The organism is Caballeronia insecticola (genome assembly GCF_000402035.1).
Lineage (GTDB): Bacteria > Pseudomonadota > Gammaproteobacteria > Burkholderiales > Burkholderiaceae > Caballeronia > Caballeronia insecticola.
On record NC_021294.1, the window covers coordinates 240,047 to 260,342 of the forward strand.

General features: G+C 62.6%; 22 protein-coding genes. 11 read left to right on the forward strand and 11 right to left on the reverse strand.

Features of this window, described 5'->3' with window-relative positions:
- Positions 1-588: 588 nt before the first annotated feature.
- Entirely contained in the window at positions 589-930 is a 342-nt protein-coding gene (locus tag BRPE64_RS15190) for a zinc ribbon domain-containing protein YjdM (RefSeq protein WP_044042269.1), read from the reverse strand.
- A 339-nt stretch (positions 931-1,269) separates the two neighbouring features.
- Here BRPE64_RS15190 and BRPE64_RS15195 point away from each other — a divergent pair, with 339 nt between their 5' ends.
- On the forward strand, positions 1,270-2,721 hold the full coding sequence (locus tag BRPE64_RS15195; protein WP_016354329.1) for an aldehyde dehydrogenase family protein: 1,452 nt from the start codon (positions 1,270-1,272) through the stop codon (positions 2,719-2,721).
- A 143-nt stretch (positions 2,722-2,864) separates the two neighbouring features.
- Here the strand turns inward: BRPE64_RS15195 and BRPE64_RS15200 are convergent, their stop codons facing one another.
- Together BRPE64_RS15200 and BRPE64_RS15205 are read right to left on the reverse strand one after the other, a co-directional pair.
- Positions 2,865-3,203 (reverse strand): hypothetical protein, encoded by a 339-nt coding sequence (locus tag BRPE64_RS15200; RefSeq protein ID WP_016354330.1) that lies wholly within the window; start codon positions 3,201-3,203, stop codon positions 2,865-2,867.
- Between the two features lie 97 nt (positions 3,204-3,300).
- A complete protein-coding gene (locus BRPE64_RS15205; protein WP_044042666.1) occupies positions 3,301-4,245 on the reverse strand; it encodes a LysR family transcriptional regulator in 945 nt (314 codons plus the stop codon).
- A 481-nt stretch (positions 4,246-4,726) separates the two neighbouring features.
- Between BRPE64_RS15205 and oxlT the strand changes: the two genes are divergently transcribed.
- The 5 genes from oxlT to BRPE64_RS15235 all read left to right on the forward strand — a co-directional run bounded on the left by oxlT (position 4,727) and on the right by BRPE64_RS15235 (position 9,287).
- The gene (gene oxlT, locus BRPE64_RS15215) at positions 4,727-6,073 is read left to right on the forward strand and encodes an oxalate/formate MFS antiporter (protein ID WP_016354333.1); all 1,347 of its coding nucleotides are present in this window, start codon (positions 4,727-4,729) and stop codon (positions 6,071-6,073) included.
- A gap of 10 nt (positions 6,074-6,083) precedes the next feature.
- Positions 6,084-7,040 (forward strand): LysR family transcriptional regulator, encoded by a 957-nt coding sequence (locus BRPE64_RS15220; protein WP_016354334.1) that lies wholly within the window; start codon positions 6,084-6,086, stop codon positions 7,038-7,040.
- 165 nt (positions 7,041-7,205) lie between these two features.
- Positions 7,206-8,219 (forward strand): 2-dehydropantoate 2-reductase, encoded by a 1,014-nt coding sequence (locus BRPE64_RS15225; protein WP_016354335.1) that lies wholly within the window; start codon positions 7,206-7,208, stop codon positions 8,217-8,219.
- A 113-nt stretch (positions 8,220-8,332) separates the two neighbouring features.
- Positions 8,333-8,554 carry a hypothetical protein gene (locus BRPE64_RS15230; protein ID WP_051180437.1) on the forward strand — a complete coding sequence of 74 codons (222 nt, stop codon included), beginning with the start codon at positions 8,333-8,335 and terminating at the stop codon, positions 8,552-8,554.
- Positions 8,544-9,287 carry a GntR family transcriptional regulator gene (locus tag BRPE64_RS15235; RefSeq protein WP_016354337.1) on the forward strand — a complete coding sequence of 248 codons (744 nt, stop codon included), beginning with the start codon at positions 8,544-8,546 and terminating at the stop codon, positions 9,285-9,287. The genes BRPE64_RS15230 and BRPE64_RS15235 overlap by 11 nt, the downstream gene beginning before the upstream one ends.
- A gap of 261 nt (positions 9,288-9,548) precedes the next feature.
- Here the strand turns inward: BRPE64_RS15235 and sucD are convergent, their stop codons facing one another.
- Together sucD and sucC are read right to left on the reverse strand one after the other, a co-directional pair.
- Complete coding sequence (gene sucD, locus BRPE64_RS15240) at positions 9,549-10,421, reverse strand: succinate--CoA ligase subunit alpha (RefSeq protein WP_016354339.1); 873 nt, start codon at positions 10,419-10,421, stop codon at positions 9,549-9,551.
- Between the two features lie 13 nt (positions 10,422-10,434).
- Positions 10,435-11,634 carry an ADP-forming succinate--CoA ligase subunit beta gene (gene sucC / locus BRPE64_RS15245; RefSeq protein WP_016354340.1) on the reverse strand — a complete coding sequence of 400 codons (1,200 nt, stop codon included), beginning with the start codon at positions 11,632-11,634 and terminating at the stop codon, positions 10,435-10,437.
- Positions 11,635-12,046: 412 nt separating this feature from the next.
- Between sucC and frc the strand changes: the two genes are divergently transcribed.
- From frc to BRPE64_RS15260, 3 genes are all read left to right on the forward strand, one after another.
- The gene (gene frc / locus BRPE64_RS15250) at positions 12,047-13,309 is read left to right on the forward strand and encodes a formyl-CoA transferase (protein ID WP_016354343.1); all 1,263 of its coding nucleotides are present in this window, start codon (positions 12,047-12,049) and stop codon (positions 13,307-13,309) included.
- A gap of 183 nt (positions 13,310-13,492) precedes the next feature.
- A complete protein-coding gene (locus tag BRPE64_RS15255; RefSeq protein ID WP_016354344.1) occupies positions 13,493-14,281 on the forward strand; it encodes a fumarylacetoacetate hydrolase family protein in 789 nt (262 codons plus the stop codon).
- A gap of 11 nt (positions 14,282-14,292) precedes the next feature.
- Positions 14,293-14,964: a hypothetical protein gene (locus tag BRPE64_RS15260; protein ID WP_016354345.1), complete on the forward strand. Its 672-nt coding sequence runs from the start codon at positions 14,293-14,295 to the stop codon at positions 14,962-14,964.
- Positions 14,965-15,035: 71 nt separating this feature from the next.
- Here the strand turns inward: BRPE64_RS15260 and BRPE64_RS15265 are convergent, their stop codons facing one another.
- The 3 genes from BRPE64_RS15265 to BRPE64_RS15275 all read right to left on the reverse strand — a co-directional run bounded on the left by BRPE64_RS15265 (position 15,036) and on the right by BRPE64_RS15275 (position 17,265).
- Positions 15,036-15,290 carry a CsbD family protein gene (locus tag BRPE64_RS15265; protein WP_016354346.1) on the reverse strand — a complete coding sequence of 85 codons (255 nt, stop codon included), beginning with the start codon at positions 15,288-15,290 and terminating at the stop codon, positions 15,036-15,038.
- 110 nt (positions 15,291-15,400) lie between these two features.
- A complete protein-coding gene (locus BRPE64_RS15270; RefSeq protein WP_016354347.1) occupies positions 15,401-15,757 on the reverse strand; it encodes a response regulator in 357 nt (118 codons plus the stop codon).
- Complete coding sequence (locus tag BRPE64_RS15275) at positions 15,754-17,265, reverse strand: ATPase domain-containing protein (protein WP_016354348.1); 1,512 nt, start codon at positions 17,263-17,265, stop codon at positions 15,754-15,756. The genes BRPE64_RS15270 and BRPE64_RS15275 overlap by 4 nt, the downstream gene beginning before the upstream one ends.
- A gap of 380 nt (positions 17,266-17,645) precedes the next feature.
- On the opposite strand from BRPE64_RS15275, the gene BRPE64_RS15280 reads away from it, so the two are divergent.
- Together BRPE64_RS15280 and BRPE64_RS15285 are read left to right on the forward strand one after the other, a co-directional pair.
- Positions 17,646-17,924 carry a hypothetical protein gene (locus tag BRPE64_RS15280; protein WP_016354349.1) on the forward strand — a complete coding sequence of 93 codons (279 nt, stop codon included), beginning with the start codon at positions 17,646-17,648 and terminating at the stop codon, positions 17,922-17,924.
- Between the two features lie 113 nt (positions 17,925-18,037).
- Positions 18,038-18,694: a DUF2968 domain-containing protein gene (locus BRPE64_RS15285; RefSeq protein ID WP_016354350.1), complete on the forward strand. Its 657-nt coding sequence runs from the start codon at positions 18,038-18,040 to the stop codon at positions 18,692-18,694.
- Positions 18,695-18,710: 16 nt separating this feature from the next.
- Here BRPE64_RS15285 and BRPE64_RS15290 read toward each other — a convergent pair whose 3' ends face one another.
- From BRPE64_RS15290 to BRPE64_RS15300, 3 genes are read right to left on the reverse strand one after another with little or no spacing between them, the layout of a single operon-like run.
- Entirely contained in the window at positions 18,711-19,226 is a 516-nt protein-coding gene (locus BRPE64_RS15290; protein ID WP_016354351.1) for a methylated-DNA--[protein]-cysteine S-methyltransferase, read from the reverse strand.
- Positions 19,227-19,269: 43 nt separating this feature from the next.
- On the reverse strand, positions 19,270-19,530 hold the full coding sequence (locus BRPE64_RS15295; protein WP_016354352.1) for a hypothetical protein: 261 nt from the start codon (positions 19,528-19,530) through the stop codon (positions 19,270-19,272).
- Positions 19,523-20,281, reverse strand: coding sequence for a DNA/RNA non-specific endonuclease (locus BRPE64_RS15300; RefSeq protein WP_016354353.1), 759 nt, complete (start codon positions 20,279-20,281; stop codon positions 19,523-19,525). Before BRPE64_RS15300 ends, BRPE64_RS15295 begins: the two co-directional genes overlap by 8 nt.
- Positions 20,282-20,296 lie beyond the last annotated feature (15 nt).

Genomic DNA, 20,296 nt, shown 5'->3' on the forward strand with positions numbered 1-20,296 from the left:
GAGTCGAGCATCGGAAGGAGTCGGGGTCATGAGGTTTCTGTTTCTTGACGCGACGGTCACGTGAGAAGCTGCATACGCTCCTAGATCGCGTGTCGTATTTACGGTGCCTCTAAGTCTTAATACATAGGATGACTAATGAATTATATTTGTCGAGCGTTGAGAAAATCGATGCTTTCAGGATTTTATTAATTGTTAGGATTGCGTCAGGTATTGACGATCAGTAGCCGTTAAAGCGGGAGCGCTGCTAACGTGCGATGTGCTGGATGTGGACGGCGTAGTCCGGGGGCGAACGTCGAACCGCAGGTTACGTTTGACGATCTGCAAGCCTGTCGCGGATGCCGCCATTTGGCTCGACTTGAAATGTGCCGCTTGCCGTGTTTCCCTTAGCCGGCAAAAAATCGAAGAGGCCTTTGGATGTGACGACGAAGATGCACTCGGTCTGCGAGAGGCATATCGTCTCGGCGGTCTTAAATTAGCTTTGGACTACTAATTTAACTAGTCGCCCTACGATGCCTCATCGCATAGTCAGGGGATACGCGCAGAGGACACGGGCATACCCGAAGCACATCCCCTGCGCGGCAAAACCCCTCAAGCCTTCTTGACGAACTCCGTCTTAAGACTCATTGCGCCGAATCCATCGATTTTGCAGTCGATGTCATGATCTGCATCGACAAGGCGAATGTTCTTAACCTTGGTGCCCATCTTGACGACGCCGCCACCGCCCTTGAGCTTGAGATCCTTGATGACCGTAACGGTGTCGCCATCCTGAAGAATGTTGCCGGCGGAATCGCGATAGACCTTCGCGGCGGGTTCCGACGCGGCGCTTGTCTGCGCGGACCATTCGTGCGCGCATTCGGGGCAGATGTACATGCCCGCGTCTTCATAGGTGAAGGTCGAATGGCATTGAGGGCAGGGAGGGAGTGCGTGCATTCTTGATCCTTGAAGCTTGGTGCTGAAATCGAAGGCCGCGAGTATAGCGTTACTCGCCGATGTCGCCGGATCGTACTCCGGCGTCTCGGTCATGACGAGCCATTCTCGGACGCGCAACACACGCGCAACAGCGTAAAAATTCTGAAATACACGAACGCCGGTCTGCTTGACCGATGCGTTCCGCTTACCCCGCCGCTCAAGCCCAAAGTCCCGCCTCGCTCATCCGCTATATCCGACCATACATCGCGTCATATACAAACGATAAGAATGTTTTGCTTTCATGGATGGTTTTTCTGTTCCAACATAAAGTGATTCTGAAAATTACACATGGAGCGAGACATGGAAAGCACAGCGGATCTCAAGCGCTATGAATTGCTGATCAACGGCGAATTCGTGCCGCCAAGCGGCGATGCGTACTCGACGAACCTCGACCCCGCGACCGAAAACCCGATTGCGCTCGTCGCGCAGGGCACCTCCGCCGACGTCGATCGCGCCGTGCAGGCCGCGCGCGCCGCGCTCAAGCCATGGAACGCCATCCGCGCCGCCGAGCGCGGCCGCATCCTGATGAAGCTCGCCGACTTGCTGCGCGACAATCAGGAAGAACTCGCGGCGCTGGAAAGTCTCGATGCCGGCAAGCCTATTGCCGGCGTGCAGCGTCAGGACGTGCCCGCCGCCATCGACACGCTCGCCTACTACGCCGGCTGGTGCGACAAGATCAACGGCCAGGTCGTGCCGGCGCGCCCCGATGCGCTCACTTACACGGTACGCGAGCCGGTCGGCGTCGTCGCGGCGATCGTCCCGTGGAATTTTCCGCTGATGATCGGCATGTGGAAGATCGCGCCGGCGCTCGCGTGCGGCTGCACGCTGATCGTGAAGCCCGCCGAGATCACGCCGCTCTCCGCGCTGATGGTCGGCCGCCTCGCGCTCGAAGCGGGCGTGCCGCCGGGCGTGCTCAATATCGTGACGGGCAAGGGGTCGGTTGTCGGGGATTCGCTTGTCGCGCATCCGGGCGTCGACAAGGTGACGTTCACCGGGTCGCCGTCGGTCGGGCGCGGCATCCTGCAGGGCGCGGCGGGCAACTTCAAGCGCGTCACGCTCGAACTGGGCGGCAAGTCGGCGAACGTGATTTTCGCGGATGCCAACCTCGACAGCGCCGTGCGCGCAGCCGCATCCGGCATCTTCTTCAATGCCGGACAAGTCTGCTCGGCGGGCTCGCGCGTGCTGGTGCAGCGCGCGGTCTACGACGACGTCGTCGAGCGCCTTGCGCAACGCGCGCAATCCGTCAAACTCGGCGATCCGTCCAAACGCGAAACCAGCATGGGGCCGCTCATCTCCGCCAAACAGATGAAAAGCGTTCTGGACTACGTGGATATCGGCAAGGGCGAGGGCGCGTCGCTCGTGACCGGCGGGCGTCGCTCGGGCGAACGCGGCTATTTCGTCGAGCCGACGGTGTTCGCCAACGTCGAGCACGACATGCGCATTTCGCAGGAAGAAATCTTCGGGCCGGTCGCGAGCGTGATTCCCTTCGACGACGAAGCCGACGCCCTGCGTATCGCCAACGGCACCGCCTACAGCCTTGCCGCGGGCGTGTGGAGCGCGGATATCGGCCGGGTGCATCGCATGGCGGCCGAGTTGAAGGCGGGCACCGTCTGGGTCAACACGTACGGTTACACGGACGTGCGCCTGCCGTGGGGCGGCGGCGGCGATTCGGGCTTCGGCCGCGAGCATGGCGATGTCGCCATCGAGAACTTCACCGAGCCGAAAGCCGTCTGGATCGCGCTGAATCCCTGAAGCGTCCGACCTGATTCGCCGCGTTCAGCGTGGCGGATCGGCCAAGCATCGAGCAAACATCGCCCAAACATCGCGCGAACATTGCGCAAACGAAAGCGGCGGCCCGAATCGTCGGGCCGCCTTGCACAACAAATTAAAAAGAGTCAGACGCGCGCAGCCTGATCGTTGCGCGCCCGCCAGAGCCGCGCGCGCTGCGTGCTGTCTTGATATTGAACGGTGTTCTGCCGGCATGCTTCGACCATCGAATTCTTGCGCTCGACGATCGCCTGGCACAGGAACTCCGCGCTGTATGCCGTCAGCAGATGCGCACAATGCGTCTCAATGTACTGCGAAATCTTGCCGTAATCGCTATCCGCCGACGCCAGCGACCGATACGTCTGTGCGTCCCAACGGAACATCAGGTCGAGTTCTTCGAAAGCGGTGTTGAATGCGCAGACTTGCGCGTGAACTTCGCGGTCATCGCCGTGCGTTGCGTGGATCATGTTCGTCTCCTGAATGGCCGTGGGGCTTGAATGCAGGATAGGAAAGTTGATCCATATACGATAGTTAATCTTTTTAAGATTATCTATTTACTATTGGTTATGTATTGGGTTTGCCCGTCGTCGCGACGATCTGCGTGATCGCCTCGATCTGCGCGGCGCCTTCTTCGATCAAAAATTCCTTGAACGCAAGCGCAACCGGCGGCAGGCGCTTGTTGTGCCGATGCACGACGAACCAGTTGAGCATTACCGGAAAGCCCTCGATGTCCAGCACCGCGAGCTTGCCGACCTGCAATTCCATGCTGATCGTGTGCGCCGAGAGAAAGCTGAGTCCCATGCCCGCGATCACCGCTTGCTTGATCGTCTCCGTACTGGTGATTTCCATCGCGATGTTGAGATTCGCGAGCCGCCCCGCGAAGCCTTCTTCCATCGAATTCCACGTGTCCGAGCCGCGCTCGCGGACGATGAACGGCTCGTCAGCCAGCGCTTCGAGCGGCACGTTCCTGCGCCCGACGAGCGGATGATCCGGCGGCGCGACGATCACATACGGATGCGGCGCGAACGAGACGTTCACGGTGTCCATGTCGCGCGGCGGGCGAACCATCACGGCGAGATCGGTGAGATTGTCCGTGAGCTGATGCAGCAATTCCTCGCGATTGTGAACGGCGAGATTGAGCCTTACATCGGTATTACGTTTGGTGAAGGCTGCAAGCAAACGGGGAAAGAAATAATCGCCGGCGCTGATCACCGCGACATTGAGCGTGCCGCCGGAAATGCCTTTGAGGCGCGCCATGGCGTCGTCGGCTTCGCGGAACTGTTCCAGAATCGCGCGGCTGTAATGAAGCATTTCATTGCCGGCCGGCGTGAGGTAGATTTTCTTGCCGAGTTGCTCGAAAAGCGGCAAGCCAGCGTGCTCTTCGAGTTGTTTTACCTGCGTGGAGACGGCGGGCTGAGTGAGGTAAAGCTCTTCGGCTGCACGGGAAAAACTCAGTCGCCGAGCGACGGTTTCGAAGATCTTCAGTTGGCGCAGGGTGGCATTACGCAGCACGACAATCCCTCATCCATAAACAATAGCTAATTTATACAATAATTTTTTCTAACTTTCCTTAATCGTTTTTCTCCCCCACGATGCTTTCACGCCCCCTTGAGTTGTAAGGCGGACAGACGCGGTTAGCACGAACGGCCATGCTCATTCATGGTTTCCTCGGCTTTCCGCGGGGCGCCCAAAGCGTCAATACTCGCAGCACACCGAAGCCTGAAAAGGCTGAATCGACCATCCGGACCTTAGTGGGAATCGCTTGAAATGATTCTTCGATCGCCTGACGCGGATGTCTGCACGATGTGCGATTCGATCGCCCCCATCCCCGCGCACCAGCCGCGCATCAGCCTCGACAGACGGTCGCCCGCCCGCGCCGCCTGGATAGACCCTTTTCCCTGACCGACCGCCTCGCCACCGGCGCACTGCGCCGGTTCCTTGCAGCACATCAGGCGCCGCACGAGCGCCACGAAAGATAACGGAGACAGACATGGCAAGCGCAGACACGGTCGTGTCCGGGCAATCGCACGGGCGTCATCACAACAGATGGATTCAACTGGCGGTCGGCATCCTATGCATGGGACTCGTCGCCAACCTTCAATACGCGTGGACACTGTTCGTCGTTCCAATGGATGCCAAGCACCATTGGGGTCAGGCGGCGATTCAAACCGCGTTCACCATCTTCATCGTCACTGAAACCTGGCTTGTGCCCGTCGAGGGCTGGCTCGTCGACAAGTTCGGGCCGCGGCCGGTAGTCATCGGCGGATCGATTTGCGCGGCGCTCGGCTGGATCATCGACGCGCACGCGACCAGCCTCATTCATCTGTATATCGGCGCGGTGGTTGCGGGCATCGGTGCGGGCTGCGTGTACGGCACCTGCGTCGGCACGGCGCTCAAGTGGTTTCCGGACAAGCGCGGCCTCGCAGCGGGCCTGACCGCAGCGGGCTTTGGCGCCGGCGCGGCCGTCACGGTCATTCCGATCTCGAACATGATCCAGAGCTCCGGTTACGAGCAAGCCTTCATGTTCTTCGGCATCTTTCAGGGTGTGTGCATTTTCCTGCTCGCGCTGATGCTCGTGCGGCCGAATCCGCCGAAGGGCATCGTGCCGGCGAAGCGCATCGTCTCGACGAAAATCGACTACACGACCGGACAGATGGTGCGCACGCCGCTCTTCTGGGTGCTGTATCTGATGTTCGTGTTCGTCGCGGCAGGCGGCGTGATCGCGACCGCGCAGTTCGGGCCGATCGCCAAGGAATACGGCTTCGCGAAGATGCCGGTGAATATTCTCGGCGTCACGCTGCCGCTGCTCGCGATGACGCTTTCCATCGACAATCTCTGCAACGGCTTCACGCGTCCGTTGTGCGGCTTTATCTCCGACAAGATCGGCCGCGAAAACACGATGTTCTTCATCTTTCTCGGCGAAGGCGTCGCGCTGCTCGGGCTGATGGAGTTTGGCCACAACCCGTATCTCTTCATGCTGTTCGCAGCGATGACCTTCCTCTGCTGGGGCGAAATCTTCTCGATCTTCCCGGCCACCTGCGCCGACACCTTCGGCAGCAAATACGCCGCGGCCAACGCGGGCACGCTCTACACGGCGAAGGGCACGGCGTCGATGCTCGTGCCGCTCGCCTCGGTGCTCGCGTCGATCGGCTCGTGGAACGCGGTGTTCATTGCGACCGCGATCACGTCGATTGCCGCCGGCCTCTGCGCGAAGTTCGTCCTCGCGCCGATGCGTCGCCGCTGGATCGACAACACGGTCGCCGAAACCGCGGGCGAGTCGCCGGTCAACGCATCGTTCCAGACGGGCTGGGACGCATCGCGCAACACGGTTCAGTAAGGCAGGCGGCATGCGCGAGCCCTCGAACCCGAACGCGCATGCCGTTCCGTCGCTCAGCGTTTCGCTGCATCAACTGAGGCTGTTCGTCACGCTCGCGCGGCATCGCAGCTTCACGCGCGCGGGCGACGAGTTCGGCATCACGCAATCGGCGGTCAGCCGCAGCATCCGCGAACTCGAAGATGAGATTGCGCTGCGACTCTTCGATCGCACCACGCGTCAGGTCGCGCTCACCGATACCGGCCGCAAGCTGCTCGCGCGCATCGCGCCGCTCGTCGAGGAACTGGAGGCGACGCTGCGGCCCCGCGCGCAAGAGGGCGGCGAGCCGGGCGTGGTGAATCTCGCGAGCAGTTGCGGGCTGACGGCGGGCGTGCTCCCGGCGATGCTCGCATCTTGCCGTGACCGCTTGCCGGATATCACGGTGGTCGTGATGGATCGTCCGCAGAACGCCGTGCTGCAACTCGTGCGTTCGGGCGAGGCGGAGATGGGCGTCGTGATCGCGCCCGGCAATCTCGACGAACTCGCCGCCGAACCCCTTTTCGCCGATGGATTCGCGGCTGTCGTCGGCGCGTCGCATGGTTCGGATGCGGCGGCGCGGATCGACTGGCATCAGCTACGCGGCACGCCGCTGCTGCTGCTCGACGACGACACCGGCAGTCTCGCCGCCGTCGAGGCCGCGCTCGCGCTGCACGGCGTCAGCGGCGCGGTGCGTCAGCGGCTCGCCCAACCGGCTGCGGTTGCGCGCATGGCCGAGGCCGGTCTCGGCGTCGGCATCCTGCCGATGCACGCGCGCGCCGCATGCGATATCGCGCGGGTTCGCTTCATCCCGCTCGTACCCGACGCGCCGCGCGAAATCATGCTCGTGCGGCGCAGAAGCCGCGCACTGCGCGCCAGCGCAGCCAGCGTCTGGTCACACTTCAGCGCCTGCTCGTCGCATACTTTGACAACGGGTCAAGCAGTCGAAGCCTGACCGCCGTCCTCCCGCATTTGCACTTGAAAGAAGCCCGCAGCGTGTCGAACGCATGCGGGTTTCCGCTCGTCCGCGAGCGCACGATTCGCCTTGTCCTTACGCAATACGGAATGTAGTATCTTGTATATCAGAAGGCTATAAAGCTACAACCCTAGGAGACGAACCATGAAAATCTGCGTGTACGGCGCCGGCGCGATCGGCGGCTATATGGGTGCGCAACTGGCGCGCGCCGGGGCGGACGTCAGTTTCGTCGCGCGCGGGCCGCATCTCGCGGCGATGAAGGCGAACGGCGTGCGGTTGCGAATCGACGGGCAAGAGCACGTCGTCAAGGTGCGCTGCACGAACGATCCCGCCGAACTCGGCCCGCAGGACTTCGTGATCATCGCGCTCAAGGCGCATTCGATTCCGGGCGTCGTCGATCTGATTCCGCCGCTGCTCGGCCCGGAGACGGCCATCGTCACGGCGGTCAACGGTCTGCCTTACTGGTACTTCTACAAGCACGGCGGCGAGCTGGAAGGCACGACGCTGCAAAGCGTCGACCCCGGCGGTCGGCAATGGAGCGTGTTCGGGCCGGAGCGCGCGATCGGCTGCGTGCTGCTGCCGGCGGCGGAAATCGCGGAGCCGGGCGTCATCGAACATCACTACGGCAAGAAGTTTCCCATCGGCGAGCCGAGCGGCGAAATCACGCCGCGTCTGCAGGCGCTGCACGACATGATGGCGCGCGCGGACATGGAAGCGCCGATGCGCGACAGCATTCGCGATGAAATCTGGCTCAAGCTCTGGGGCAATCTATGCTTCAACCCGATCAGCGCGCTGACCGGCGCGACGCTCGATATCCTCACGAGCGATCCCGGCACGCGCGCGCTCTCGAAAGCGATGATGCTGGAGGCGAAAGCCATCGGCGACAAGATCGGCGTGAATTTCCGCGTCGACGTGGAGCGGCGCATCAACGGCGCGGGCGCGGTGGGTGCGCACAAGACGTCGATGCTGATGGACTGCGAAGCGAACCGGCCGATGGAAATCGATCCGCTGATGACCGTCGTGCAGGAAATCGGCCGCCTGGTGCACGTCCAGACGCCGATGCTCGATGCGGTCCTCGCATTGATCAAGCTGCGCGAAGGTGTCAATCAGGGCACGGCCAAGGCGCTGCCGCTCCCGCAACCGCAAAAAGCCGCCTAAACTGCAACCAGGACGCCAGCGTTGTTTCTGATATACAAGATGCAAAATATGTTGCGTGCTGTTGCAATGCAGCATATACTGAGGGCTCTTGAGTGATTTGACCGGAGTCTGAAATGAGCATCGCCCTGTTGGTTGTTGTCGGATTCGCGCTGGTTGCCGTGGGTGTAGGCGTTACGTTTATGATTGCGTCGGCGGTGCCGCAGAATATGCTGCAGCGCGCACAAGATCACGGTCGTTTCGCCGGCCTCGCGGCGGACGATCAGAACGGCGGTTCGGGCAAGCGTGTCGACGCTCGCCGTCCGCACATGGGAAATCAAGCCATCAATGCCATCTGATACTCAATCCGTAGACCGGCCGGAAGTTCGCACCGAAGCGCGTTCCGGCGGCCTCACGCTGTCGCTGGAACCGATCAATGCAACAGTTTCGCTGCGCGATCAGGCGTACGCGAAACTGCGGCAGGCTATTGCCGAAGCGGACATCTACCGTTCGCGGGAAGAGATTCGTCTCGACGAGAAAGAGCTGACCGAGGCGCTTGGCGTCTCGCGCACGCCCATCCGCGAAGCCATGACGCTGCTGGAGCAGGAAGGTTTTCTGCGCACGGTGCCGCGTCGTGGCGTGTATATCCTGCGCAAGACCAAGCGCGAGATCGTCGAGATGATCCACATGTGGGCGGCGCTGGAGAGCATGGCGGCGCGGCTTGCGACGCAGCGCGCAACGGACGCGGAAATCGCCCAGTTGCGCCACATGTTCGACAATTTCCGCGACTCGACGCCTGCCGAGCATATCGACGAATATTCGGAAGCGAATATCGCGTTCCATTCGGCGATCGTGCGGCTGTCGAAGTCGGAAATCATCTTCGATACGATCAAGAACATCTTCGTGCACGTGCGCGCCATTCGTAAGATGACGATTTCGCAGAGCGACCGCGCGTCGCGCTCGATCGTCGATCACATGCGCATTATCGAGGCGCTGGAGCAGCGGGATACGGAACTGGTCGAGCGGCTCGTCAAACAGCATTCGCTCGATCTGGCGGCGTTCGTCGAGGCGAATGGCGACTTTCTGGACTGACGCTGGATTGATGCAGAATAAAAAAGGCCGCGTGGCGTTTGCCGCGCGGCCTTTTTTTTGCCCTCCGATTTACAGAACCGGAATGGCCAACGCTTGCTCGATTGTCATGGAAAGCAGCAGCGCGGCGACTGCAGTGTAGAACAGGCGGATCACGGCAACTCCGTCGAACGAGGTTGAGGTCAACCTGCAATTCTACGTCAGTTTCGTAATGAAAATGTAAACACAGATGCGGCACGTTGAATCATGCCGCATCCGCGACGGCTACCGGAACGCGCGCACCATCGTCTCGCCGAGCGCGGCCGGCGAATCCGCAACGTGGATGCCGGCCGATTTCATCGCGTCGATCTTCGCGCTCGCCGTGCCCGAGCCGCCGGAAACGATCGCGCCTGCGTGACCCATGCGGCGTCCCGGCGGCGCCGTCGTTCCGGCGATGAAGCCGACCACCGGCTTTTTCGTCTTCGCATCTTTGAGGAACTGCGCCGCTTCTTCCTCGGCCGATCCGCCGATCTCGCCGATCATGATGATGCCTTCGGTCGCGTCGTCCTCCAGAAAGAGCGACAGGCAGTCGATGAAATTCGTCCCGTTGACCGGATCGCCGCCAATGCCGATGCACGTCGTCTGCCCGAGCCCGGCCGCGGTCGTCTGCGCGACCGCCTCGTACGTCAGCGTGCCCGAGCGCGACACGACGCCGATCTTCCCCGGCCGGTGGATCTGCCCCGGCATGATGCCGATCTTGCATTGCCCCGGCGTGATGACGCCCGGACAGTTCGGCCCGACGAGGCGGCTGTTCGAGCCGCCGAGCGCGCGCTTGACGCGCAGCATGTCGAGCACCGGAATGCCTTCCGTGATGCAGACGATGAACGGCACGTGCGCGTCGATGGCTTCGAGAATCGCGTCGGCGGCGAAGGGCGGCGGCACGTAGATGACGGAGGCATCGGCGCCGGTCTTCTCCACCGCTTCGGCGACGGTGTCGAACACGGGCAAGTCGAGGTGCGTCGCGCCGCCTTTACCGGGCGTCACGCCGCCGACCATGCGCGTGCCGTAGGCAATCGCCTGTTCCGAATGAAACGTGCCCTGTGCGCCGGTGAAGCCCTGGCAGATGACCTTCGTGTTGCTGTCGATCAGAACGCTCATGTCGGCTTCCCTATTAATGATGTGCGGCGGCGACGGCGCTGACGATCTTGTCGGCGGCATCGGCGAGATTTTCAGCGGCGATGATCGTGAGGCCCGAGGCGCGCAGGATCTCGCGCCCGGCATCGACGTTGGTGCCGGCCAGACGCACAACCAGCGGCACGCGCAGGTCGACTTCGCGCGCGGCGGCCACGACGCCTTGCGCGATCACGTCACAGCGCATGATGCCGCCGAAGATGTTGACGAGAATGCCCTGCACCTTCGGGTCGCGCAGGATCAGCTTGAACGCGGTCGCGACGCGCTCCTGAGTCGCGCCGCCGCCGACGTCGAGAAAGTTCGCGGGCTCGCCGCCGTAGAGCTTGATGATGTCCATCGTCGCCATGGCGAGGCCGGCGCCGTTCACCATGCAGCCGATATTGCCGTCGAGCTTCACGTAATTCAGACCGTGCTTCGCCGCTTCGATTTCGGCGGGATCTTCCTCGTCTTCGTCGCGCAGCTTTTCGATGTCGGGGTGACGGTAGAGTGCGTTGTCGTCGAAATTGAGCTTGGCGTCGAGCGCCATGACGTCGCCCGAGCCGGTCACGACGAGCGGATTCACCTCGACGATCGACGCGTCCAGATCGACGAACGCCTGATACAGCGCCGTGATGAACTTCGACGCCGCGCCAACCTGCTTGCCGGACAGGCCGAGTCCGAAGGCGATTTGCCGCGTGTGGAAAGGCTGCAGGCCGGTCGCGGGATCGATCGCGACCTTCAGGATTTTCTCCGGCGTGCGATGCGCGACTTCCTCGATTTCCATGCCGCCTTCGGTCGACGCCATGATCGTGATGCGCGACGTGGTCCGGTCGACCAGCATGCCGAGATACAGCTCGCGCGCGATGTCGCAGCCTTCCTCGATATACAGACGCTTCACTTCCTTGCCCGCCGGGCCGGTTTGCTTCGTCACGAGCACGGACGCGAGCATTTTCTGCGCGTTCTCGCGCACGTCGTTCACCGATTTCACGACCCGCACGCCGCCCTTGCCGTCCGGATCGTTGGAAAAGCGTCCCGCGCCGCGCCCGCCCGCATGAATCTGCGACTTCACGACCCAGGCGGGTCCGCCGATTGCGCTCGCTGCATCAGCCGCGTCCTGCGCGGAAAAGGCGACGCGGCCCTCCGGAACCGCGACGCCGTACTTACGCAGCAGCGCCTTCGCCTGATATTCGTGGATGTTCATTGCGTCTCCTTTTGTCCTCTAATGGGAAGTGGGCGCGAACCGGAATTGCATCCCGAGTGGCGCGGTGAAATACTGTATATCAGATTTCACCGCGCCAAAAAACTTTCGGCGCGCTAAATCGCGTTATGAAACAGGTACTTAAAGGAGATGACAGAACAATGACGATTGTTGCGTTGCAACTTGAGAATTGCCGAGAGCGTTGTCGATAGGAACGTTGAGAAGATATTGCAGTGCGTCACAGGGTTTTCGCCGATCGGCTGACTGTTGACTAATACTGTGTGTGGAATATTGTATATCACAACCAACGGGACGAATCGTGACGTCCCGGCGTCGACGTGCACGGCACGATGGCGCAGACGCTGTACCCATAAACGTCGAACTTATAAACGTCGCAAGAGATTGGAGACAAGTCATGACGGTGAACACTTCGGGCAAGGCGCTGGACGGTGTGCGCATTCTGGATTTCACGCACGTTCAGTCGGGACCGACCTGCACGCAGCTGCTCGCGTGGTTCGGCGCGGACGTGATCAAGGTCGAGCGCGCCGGCGCGGGCGACATCACGCGGGAGCAACTGCGCGATATCCCCGACGCGGACAGCCTCTACTTCACGATGCTCAACCACAACAAACGCTCGATCACCATCGACACGAAGAATCCCGAAGGCAAGAAAGTGCTCGAGACGCTCGTGAAGAAGTGCGACGTGCTCGTCGAAAACTTCGCACCGGGCGCGCTCGATCGCATGGGCTTCACGTGGGAGCGCATCCAGGAACTGAATCCGCGCATGATCGTGGCCTCCGTCAAGGGCTTCGGGCCCGGGCCGTACGAAGACTGCAAAGTCTACGAGAACGTCGCGCAGTGCGCGGGCGGCGCGGCATCGACCACCGGTTTCGACGACGGCCCGCCGGTCGTCTCCGGCGCGCAGATCGGCGATTCGGGTACGGGCCTGCATCTCGCGCTCGGCATCGTCACGGCGCTATATCAGCGCAACACGAGCGGACGCGGCCAGAAAGTGCTCGCCGCGATGCAGGACGGCGTGCTCAACCTCTGCCGCGTGAAGCTGCGCGATCAGCAGCGCCTCGAACGCACCGGCGTGATGAAGGAATATCCGCAGTATCCGAACGGCACGTTCGGCGAAGCGGTGCCGCGCGCGGGCAACGCGTCGGGCGGCGGCCAGCCGGGCTGGATTTTGAAGTGCAAGGGCTGGGAAACCGATCCGAACGCGTACATCTACTTCATCACGCAAGCGCCGGTGTGGGGCGCAATTTGCAAGGTGATCGGCCGCGAGGAATGGATCGATCATCCGGACTACAAGACGCCGAACGCGCGGCTGCCGCATCTGAAGGACATCTTCGCCGAGATTGAACGCTGGACGATGTCCAAGACCAAGTTCCAGGCCATGGAAATCCTCAACAAGCACGACATTCCGTGCGGCCCGATTCTGTCGATGAAGGAAATCGCCGAAGACCAGTCGCTGCGCAAGACGGGGACGATCGTCGAAGTGGATCATCCGGTGCGCGGCAAGTATCTGACGGTCGGCAATCCGATCAAGCTGTCCGACAGCCCGACCGAAGTCGCTCGCTCGCCGCTGCTCGGCGAGCATACGGATGAAGTCATGGCCGAACTCGGCTATTCGCCCGACCAGATCGCCACGCTGAAAAGCCTCGGCGCGATCTAGCAGTTTGCATGTCGTTGCTCTGACTGCCGCCGTCTTCGCGAGAAGGCGGCGCGGGACCGGCACGCCCATGAGAAACGGAAGCGGGCGCGCAAGGCAGGGCCGATTCAAGGAGTAGGGAGGAGGGGACGAGGGCGCGGACCACGCAAGTCCGCGCCCTATTACAACGCTTGAGAGGATACTGACTTGACCACCTGGATTCGTTTTCGCGATGCCGACGGCAACATCGGCTTCGGCACGCTCGATCAGCACTCGGGCCGCGTCGTGCAACACGACGGCGCCATGTTCGAGCGCCCGCGCCCGACCGACATTTCCTACGCCGCCGATGATCTCGCGCTGCTGGCGCCCTGTCAGCCGAGCAAGGTCATCGCGTTGTGGAACAACTACTACGCGCTGTCGCAGAAGCTCGACAAGGCGCCGCCGCAGCATCCGCTGTTTCTGATCAAGCCGCCGATGTCGGTGATCGGGCCGGGCGAGGACATTCGCCGGCCGAAGAGCTATCAAGGCAAGATCGCGTATGAGGGCGAGCTGGGCATTGTGATCGGCAAGACGGTGAGCGGCGCATCGGTCGAGGAGGCGGAAGCCGCGATCTTCGGCTACACCTGCGTGAACGATGTCACCGCGATCGAGCTTCTGCAGGAAGATCCCAACTTCGCGCAGTGGTGCCGCTCGAAGGGCTTCGACACCTTCACCTGTCTCGGACCGGCGATCGTCACGCCGGGCAACGGCTTCGACTGGCGCACCGCGCACGTCGTCACGGCGCTCGAAGGCGTCGAACGCCAGAACTATCCGCTCGACGACATGATCTTCTCGCCCGCCGAGCAGGTGAGCCTGATTTCGCACGACATGACGCTCGTACCCGGCGATGTGATCGCGTGCGGCACGTCGATCGGCGTCGGCTCGATCAAGGACGGCGCGCGCGTGGATGTGTCGATCGCGGGCATCGGCACGTTGTCGAACGTGCTGGCCGCCTGAAGGAGCGACGCATGCCCGACGCTCTGGCCGGCGCGCTCTGCGTGTTCGCGGCGCTGTCGGCGGGCGCGCCGACGCGCACGCGTGCGGTGTGGCAGGCCGGCGCGGCTGTCGTCGCGGCTTGCCTGCTCGGCGGCGCTTCGATTGACGCCGCCATCCTGCTCGCGGCATGCGCCGGCGTTTTGTTCGTTCGGCCGATGCGCACTGCGTCGGGCGTCGCCGCTTCGATGCAATCGTTGCTGGTCACGCTGGCGTTCATCGCCTGGTTGCTGCCGGACGCGCTTCGTTCGAACGGCGTGCTGGCCGTATTCGCGGGCGGCGCGGTCGCGGCTTGCCTTTGTTTCGCCGACGTCCGCTTCAAAGGCACGGTACCGCAGCAGCAAAGCGCGCTGCATCTTGCGGCCGCCGGCGCCTGCGCGGCGCTCGCATACGGCTTGGGCGCCGCACCGGGTGCGCTCGCCGTGCTGGCGGTCATCGCGATGGTCGCGCTCATCGGCGCACATTTGTCGCTGGCGTTGGGCGGTGCGGCTGCGGCGCCGGTCGCGAGCATCCTGAGCGGCGCGGCCGCGTGCGGGCTGGCGCTCACGGCGGCGAGCGACGGCGCGCTCGTCGTCGCGTGCATCGCGCTGGCGATTGGCTGCGTGCAGTCTTCGCCGTTTGCGCGCCTCGTGCGTCAGGCGCCGTAAAAACGACGAAGCCGGCGCGTGTCCCGCGCCGGCTTCGTCTTCGAACCTTAATGCTTACGGCGTGAACCGGATCAACGATCGCGATTCCACAGCGCGCCGAGCACGAAGCCGACCGCCGCAGCGATCAGCACGCCCTGAATCGGCTGGCTTGCGACTGCCGTGCGCACATTGTCGACCGTCTGCCCATAGCTCTGCTGGAGCGAGCCGAAGGCTTCGCGCACCTTGCCTTCTGCCTGCAACTGATCATCGCCCGTCAGCGTGCCGACCGCGTCCTGCACCTTGCCGGCCACTTTTTGCGCCGCGCCTTCCAATTGATCCTGCACCATGGTGCCTCCCGTTTCGGTTGAGCTGTATGTGTGGAATCCGTGTAAATCCGCTTACGCCGGAACGCTCTACATCAGCACGCTTCGTGCCCAGGCTCGTTCGACAGTGACGGTCATGCCCGGCCGATCAGCCGTTCGACCGTCTCCAGCAGATCGTCGATCGAAACCGGCTTTCTGCGGAACTGCGCGTGCGGATGCTCGAGCGACGGCGCGTTGGCGGCCGCGCTCATGAGGATTACGGGCACCTGCGCGAGCCCGTCGCTGGCGGCGAGCGTGCGGATCAGCTCGACGCCGTCCATGTGCGGCATCATCCAGTCCGTGATGACGAGCGCGGGCGGGCTTGCGCGCGCGGCGTCGAGGGCGCTGCGCCCGTTGGACGCGGTCGTGACCTCGTAGCCCTCCATTTCGAGCACGAGCCGCCACGTAGTCAGAATGTCGAATTCGTCGTCGACGACGAGAATTTTTTTCATTGGCGCGCGCCGGGGTCCGACACAGAGAGCGCGGGCGCAATCGACGGATGCCCGGACAACAGACCCGTCGGTCCGATAAAGCCTTCGCTGATATGCAGGCCGCGCGCGTCGATGGTGAGCCTGCGAATACTCGAATCATGCGCGCCTTCGCGCTGCTTCACGATCGACACCATCCGGTACAGCGACGAGTTCGCCTCGACATAGCGCATGAACACGATATTTTCGGTCATCGCGGAGGCGCGCAGCGTGGCGGGCGGCGCGGCATCGCCGAAGAGCGGCATTTCCTCGGTCAGGATGGTGGTCACGCCGGCTTCGCGCAGGCGGTGCGACAACGCGTTGAGGAAAAGCCCGAAGCGCTCGGTACGGTTCGCGGACTGCAGAAAGCCATCGACGCCGTCGACGACGAGACGCGACGCCTTCGAGCGCCGCACCGCGTTGACCAGCTCGACCGCGAGTTCGTCGATGGCCAGCTCGACGGCGGGATGCCAGTGGACCGTGAGGCGTCCGTCCTGCACGGCCGACGCGAGATCGATGCCGACCGACTGCGCCTTGGCGATCAGCCGCTCCGGCGATTCATAGAAGCCGAAATAGACGCAGCGCTCGCCGCGCTCGGCGCCCGCCTGCAGGAACTTGAGCGACAGCAGCGTCTTGCCGACGCCCGAGGGCCCGACAAGCGTCGTGGTCGAGCCGCGCACGACGCCGCCGCCCAGCATCTGATCGAAGTCGGCGAAACCGAAGGAGAGGCGGCTCGAAAAGTCGGGCATGTCCTGTTCGCGCGCCGCCGAGGACTCGATGCGCGGAAACGTCACGAGCCCGTCTTCGGTGATCTTGAAGAAGTGCTTGCCCAGCAGATGATCGCGTGCGCGCAGCTTGTGGACTTCGATTTCACGGGCGCGCCGCATGCCCGTGTTGTAGCGGTTCAGTTCGATGAGACCGTCGACGAGCGTGTGCTCGGGATGCGGCTCGTTGCCCGAAAGCGGCGCGAGGATCAGCGTCGTGCAGCGCGCCGCGCTCACAAACGCCGAGAGTTCGTGGATGAATTGCGAGAGTTCGAGTTCCGTCGAGCTGAACTCGCGGGCGCTGCGAAAACCGTCGATCACCATGAAGCGCGGGCGGCTCGTCTTGATCGTCGCGGCGATCAGCGCGAGAAAGCCGGAGAGGCCGTCGCGCATCAGTTCGTGATAGCCCGAAACGAACAGCATGCGATCCGAGATCGCGTCGTCGTTGTAGAACGACAGGGCCCTCAGATGCGAAAGCAGCTTGGTGTGCGACTCGGCGATCAGCGTGATGTACAGAACCATGTCGCCCTGGTTCACACGGTGAAAGCCGATTTGCGAGGACAGGATCGTCTTGCCCGCGCCCGCCATGCCTTCGATCAGATACAGGCCGCCTTCGACGAAGCCGCCGCCCAGGATGTCATCCAGGCCCGTGACGCCGGTCGTGACGTTGCCGTCGTTGGCGGCGGGTTGCCTGGAAGGATCGCTCGATAGGTTGTCGTCTTGAATCATGGCATTTTCGTTTTTACTTGGCGGACCGGCGTCTGGCGAACGCGAATTATGGCTGACTATGGTCAAGCTGTGTCCGCTGCGATGCCTTTCCGTCCGCCCGCCACGGGCTTGTCGCAGATGTGCGGTCTGTCCCGTCGCGATTCCGGGTGCGTCGGAATGTATCCGCACGCACGAGCGAATGTTCCTCCTTCGCATTTATTGCGCCCGCCCGGCCTGATGCGCGGAAAACCGCAGCGGACACAAGACGAGTTTGAGAACCGTCCCATGTTCAACACCCTTGGCCGCTGTTGAAATAACGTACTTGCAGTGCGACGGCGTGGTTTGCGGGTTCGCGGCTGCTCATCCCGACGCTTTGCGCCGCTCATTGCCTGTTCATCGCCATGCACTATTCAAATTCGAAGCCGCGCGTGTTCGCGCTTGCTGCCTGCCTCTATCTCGTTTTCTCCGCCGTCTCGACTTCGGCCCGGGCCGACGAACCGCTGCCCGATCCGCGCATTCTTTCTGCCGCGCCATTCGAGTTTCAGGCGGACACCGGCATTTTTTCGCATATGCCCGGCGATACGTCGGATATGAATATCATCAAGCCGCGCGAAATCGCGCCCAGCGCAAGCGAATCCGCCTCCCTCGAGAATCGTTTCAAACGCCGCGTGACGATCTGAAAATCGCGGGCGGGTATTACTTTCGGATAAATCATTCGAAAGTCTGGAATTGACGGCGCGCGAAAGTCATAATCCAATCCGGGCGACATACTGTGCCGTTACGGATAATCGCAATGAAGCGCCATTCAATTGCAGAAATCGCGTTGATCGCGGCCGCTGTGCTGGCGCCGCTTACCCAGGCTCGCGCCGCGGGCGATTCCCGCGCGGCGTCGCCATCGCCATCGCCGCCGATCGTTAAACCGGACGATTCCGCCGCGGGCAATGGCGACGTCGCGGAACTCGAGGCGCTGATTGCCGCGGGCAAAATCACGGAAATGCGCAGAACGCTCAACGGCAGTTATGGCGCGACGCTCTCGTATTATCCCGAGATGATGCTTTATTACGTCGCGTTGTTTCAGCAGAGTAAATTCTGGCGCGTATCCAAGACGCAAAACGACGTGCGCGCTGAAGCGGTCTATGCCGATTTCTCGAAATCCACCGTGACACTCGCCGATGCGGAAATCCGGCGCGTCAAACTGGAAGCGGAAATGGCCTACGCCGAAAAGCAGATCGCGGCGCAGCAGGATCGCGCTAACCGGCTGCAGGCGGATCTCGATGTTGCCCGCACGCAGCAGGGTCAGGTGGCGAGTTATCAGCAGGAACAGCAGAACGCGATTCGTGAACTGCGCACGGGGCAAGCCGCCGCGCAGGCGCAATTGCGGGCGTTGCAACTGCGTGTGCAGGAGTTGCAGAAGCAGACCGACAGCGATGTTCCATCGCCCGCGAAGTAGCGTCGCGGCGCGTCAGTCAAAACAGCGCGAGTTGCTCCCGTCCCGGACCGCCTTCGAGCGTGAGCAGATGCTGCTTGCGGTCCACGCCGCCCGCGTAGCCGGTCAGATCGCCGTCGCCGCCGATCACGCGATGGCACGGCACGATGATCGCTACCGGATTACGCCCGTTCGCGCCGCCGACCGCGCGCGATGCGCCGGGCGGCAAGCCGAGCCGGCGTGCTATATCGCCGTACGTCCAGGCATCGCCGAAAGGGATCTGCCGCAAAAGCGCCCAGACGCGCCGTTGAAACTCGGTGCCGTCGAGCCGCAACTCGACGGAAAACGCCGTGCGCCCGCCGGCGAAGTATTCGTCGATCTGATCGCGCGCCGAGGCAATCGCGCGCGACACCGGCGCGGTTTCCGACAGCGCAGGCTCGCGCATGTCCTTCGGGAAGTGCTTCTGTCCGACGAAAAACAAGCCCGTCAGCGCGTCGTTCTCGGCGCGATACAAGATGGGCCCGAGCGGACTCGGGCCGACATGACATTCGATCACTTCGATCCTCCGCGCGGTGTCATCGGCTGCGGTTCGTCAGGTGTCAGATGAACGGATTGTCGGCGCTGCCGGTGGGCGCGGCGGGCTCGTCGGGCAGCTTCGCGGGCAGCGATGCATCGCCCTGCAGGCTCGCGACGATCGCGCCGAGCGCCTCATGCAGCGCGAGCGCGTTCGCGAGTCCGGCCTTGTCGCGCGCAATGGTCAGGTCGCCGCTCACCGTCACGCGCGTCTTGCCGTTGACGATGTTGATCGCGTCACCGGCGATGTTCAGTACGTCGGTATCGTTTGCAAATGGTTTAAACACCGTTCAGTCCTCCGATTCGCTTGTCTTTCAGTCCGTCCGGGATGCCGGGAAACGCGAGGCCGCTCATGGCTTCGAGCTCGCGGACGGTTTTCATCGTGTAAGTGTTGGTCGCCGTATTTTCCACGACGACGGCAAAGGCGATCTGACGCTGCGGCAAATACACCACCTTGTACAACTGCGTCGGCACGATCACGCGCGATTCGCCGATGGTCTGCAACTGGCTGCCCGAAAAGAGCGGGCCGGTGACGACGTAAGCTTCGCCGGATTCTTCCGTCAGCCTGCGCACTGCTTCCTCGATGCGTGACCAGATGCGCCGATTGTTCGACGGATTCTGCGGCACGATGTTCGCCAGCGAGAACGATTCGGCCATGCCTTGCTTGCTGCCGCGATCGCCGGCCGGACTCATGTGGCCGCGGTCGTAACCGCTCTTCTTGTAGTCGGCGAGTTGCGCGCTTTCGCCGGGCGGCAGCCGCTTCTCGACGAAAAAGCGATTGGTGCGCGTGTTGTTCTTTGCGTCGTCGACGCCTTGCGCCGTCAGATGCTCGGCCGACCAGAGCGGTCCGTGCGTGATGCCGGAGTGCAGCAGCGCGAAGTCGGAGTAGCAGATTTCCTGAGTCGCCGCGCGCATCTTCGAATTGACGACGACGGGTGCGCGCCCGCTCGGGCTGAATTGCGGGCAGTCGCTCGCGGCGGCGCTGATGCAGACGAGGCCGAGCAGCGTGGCGGCGAATGCCTTGATGCGAAATTGCATGCGTGTGGGTCCGTG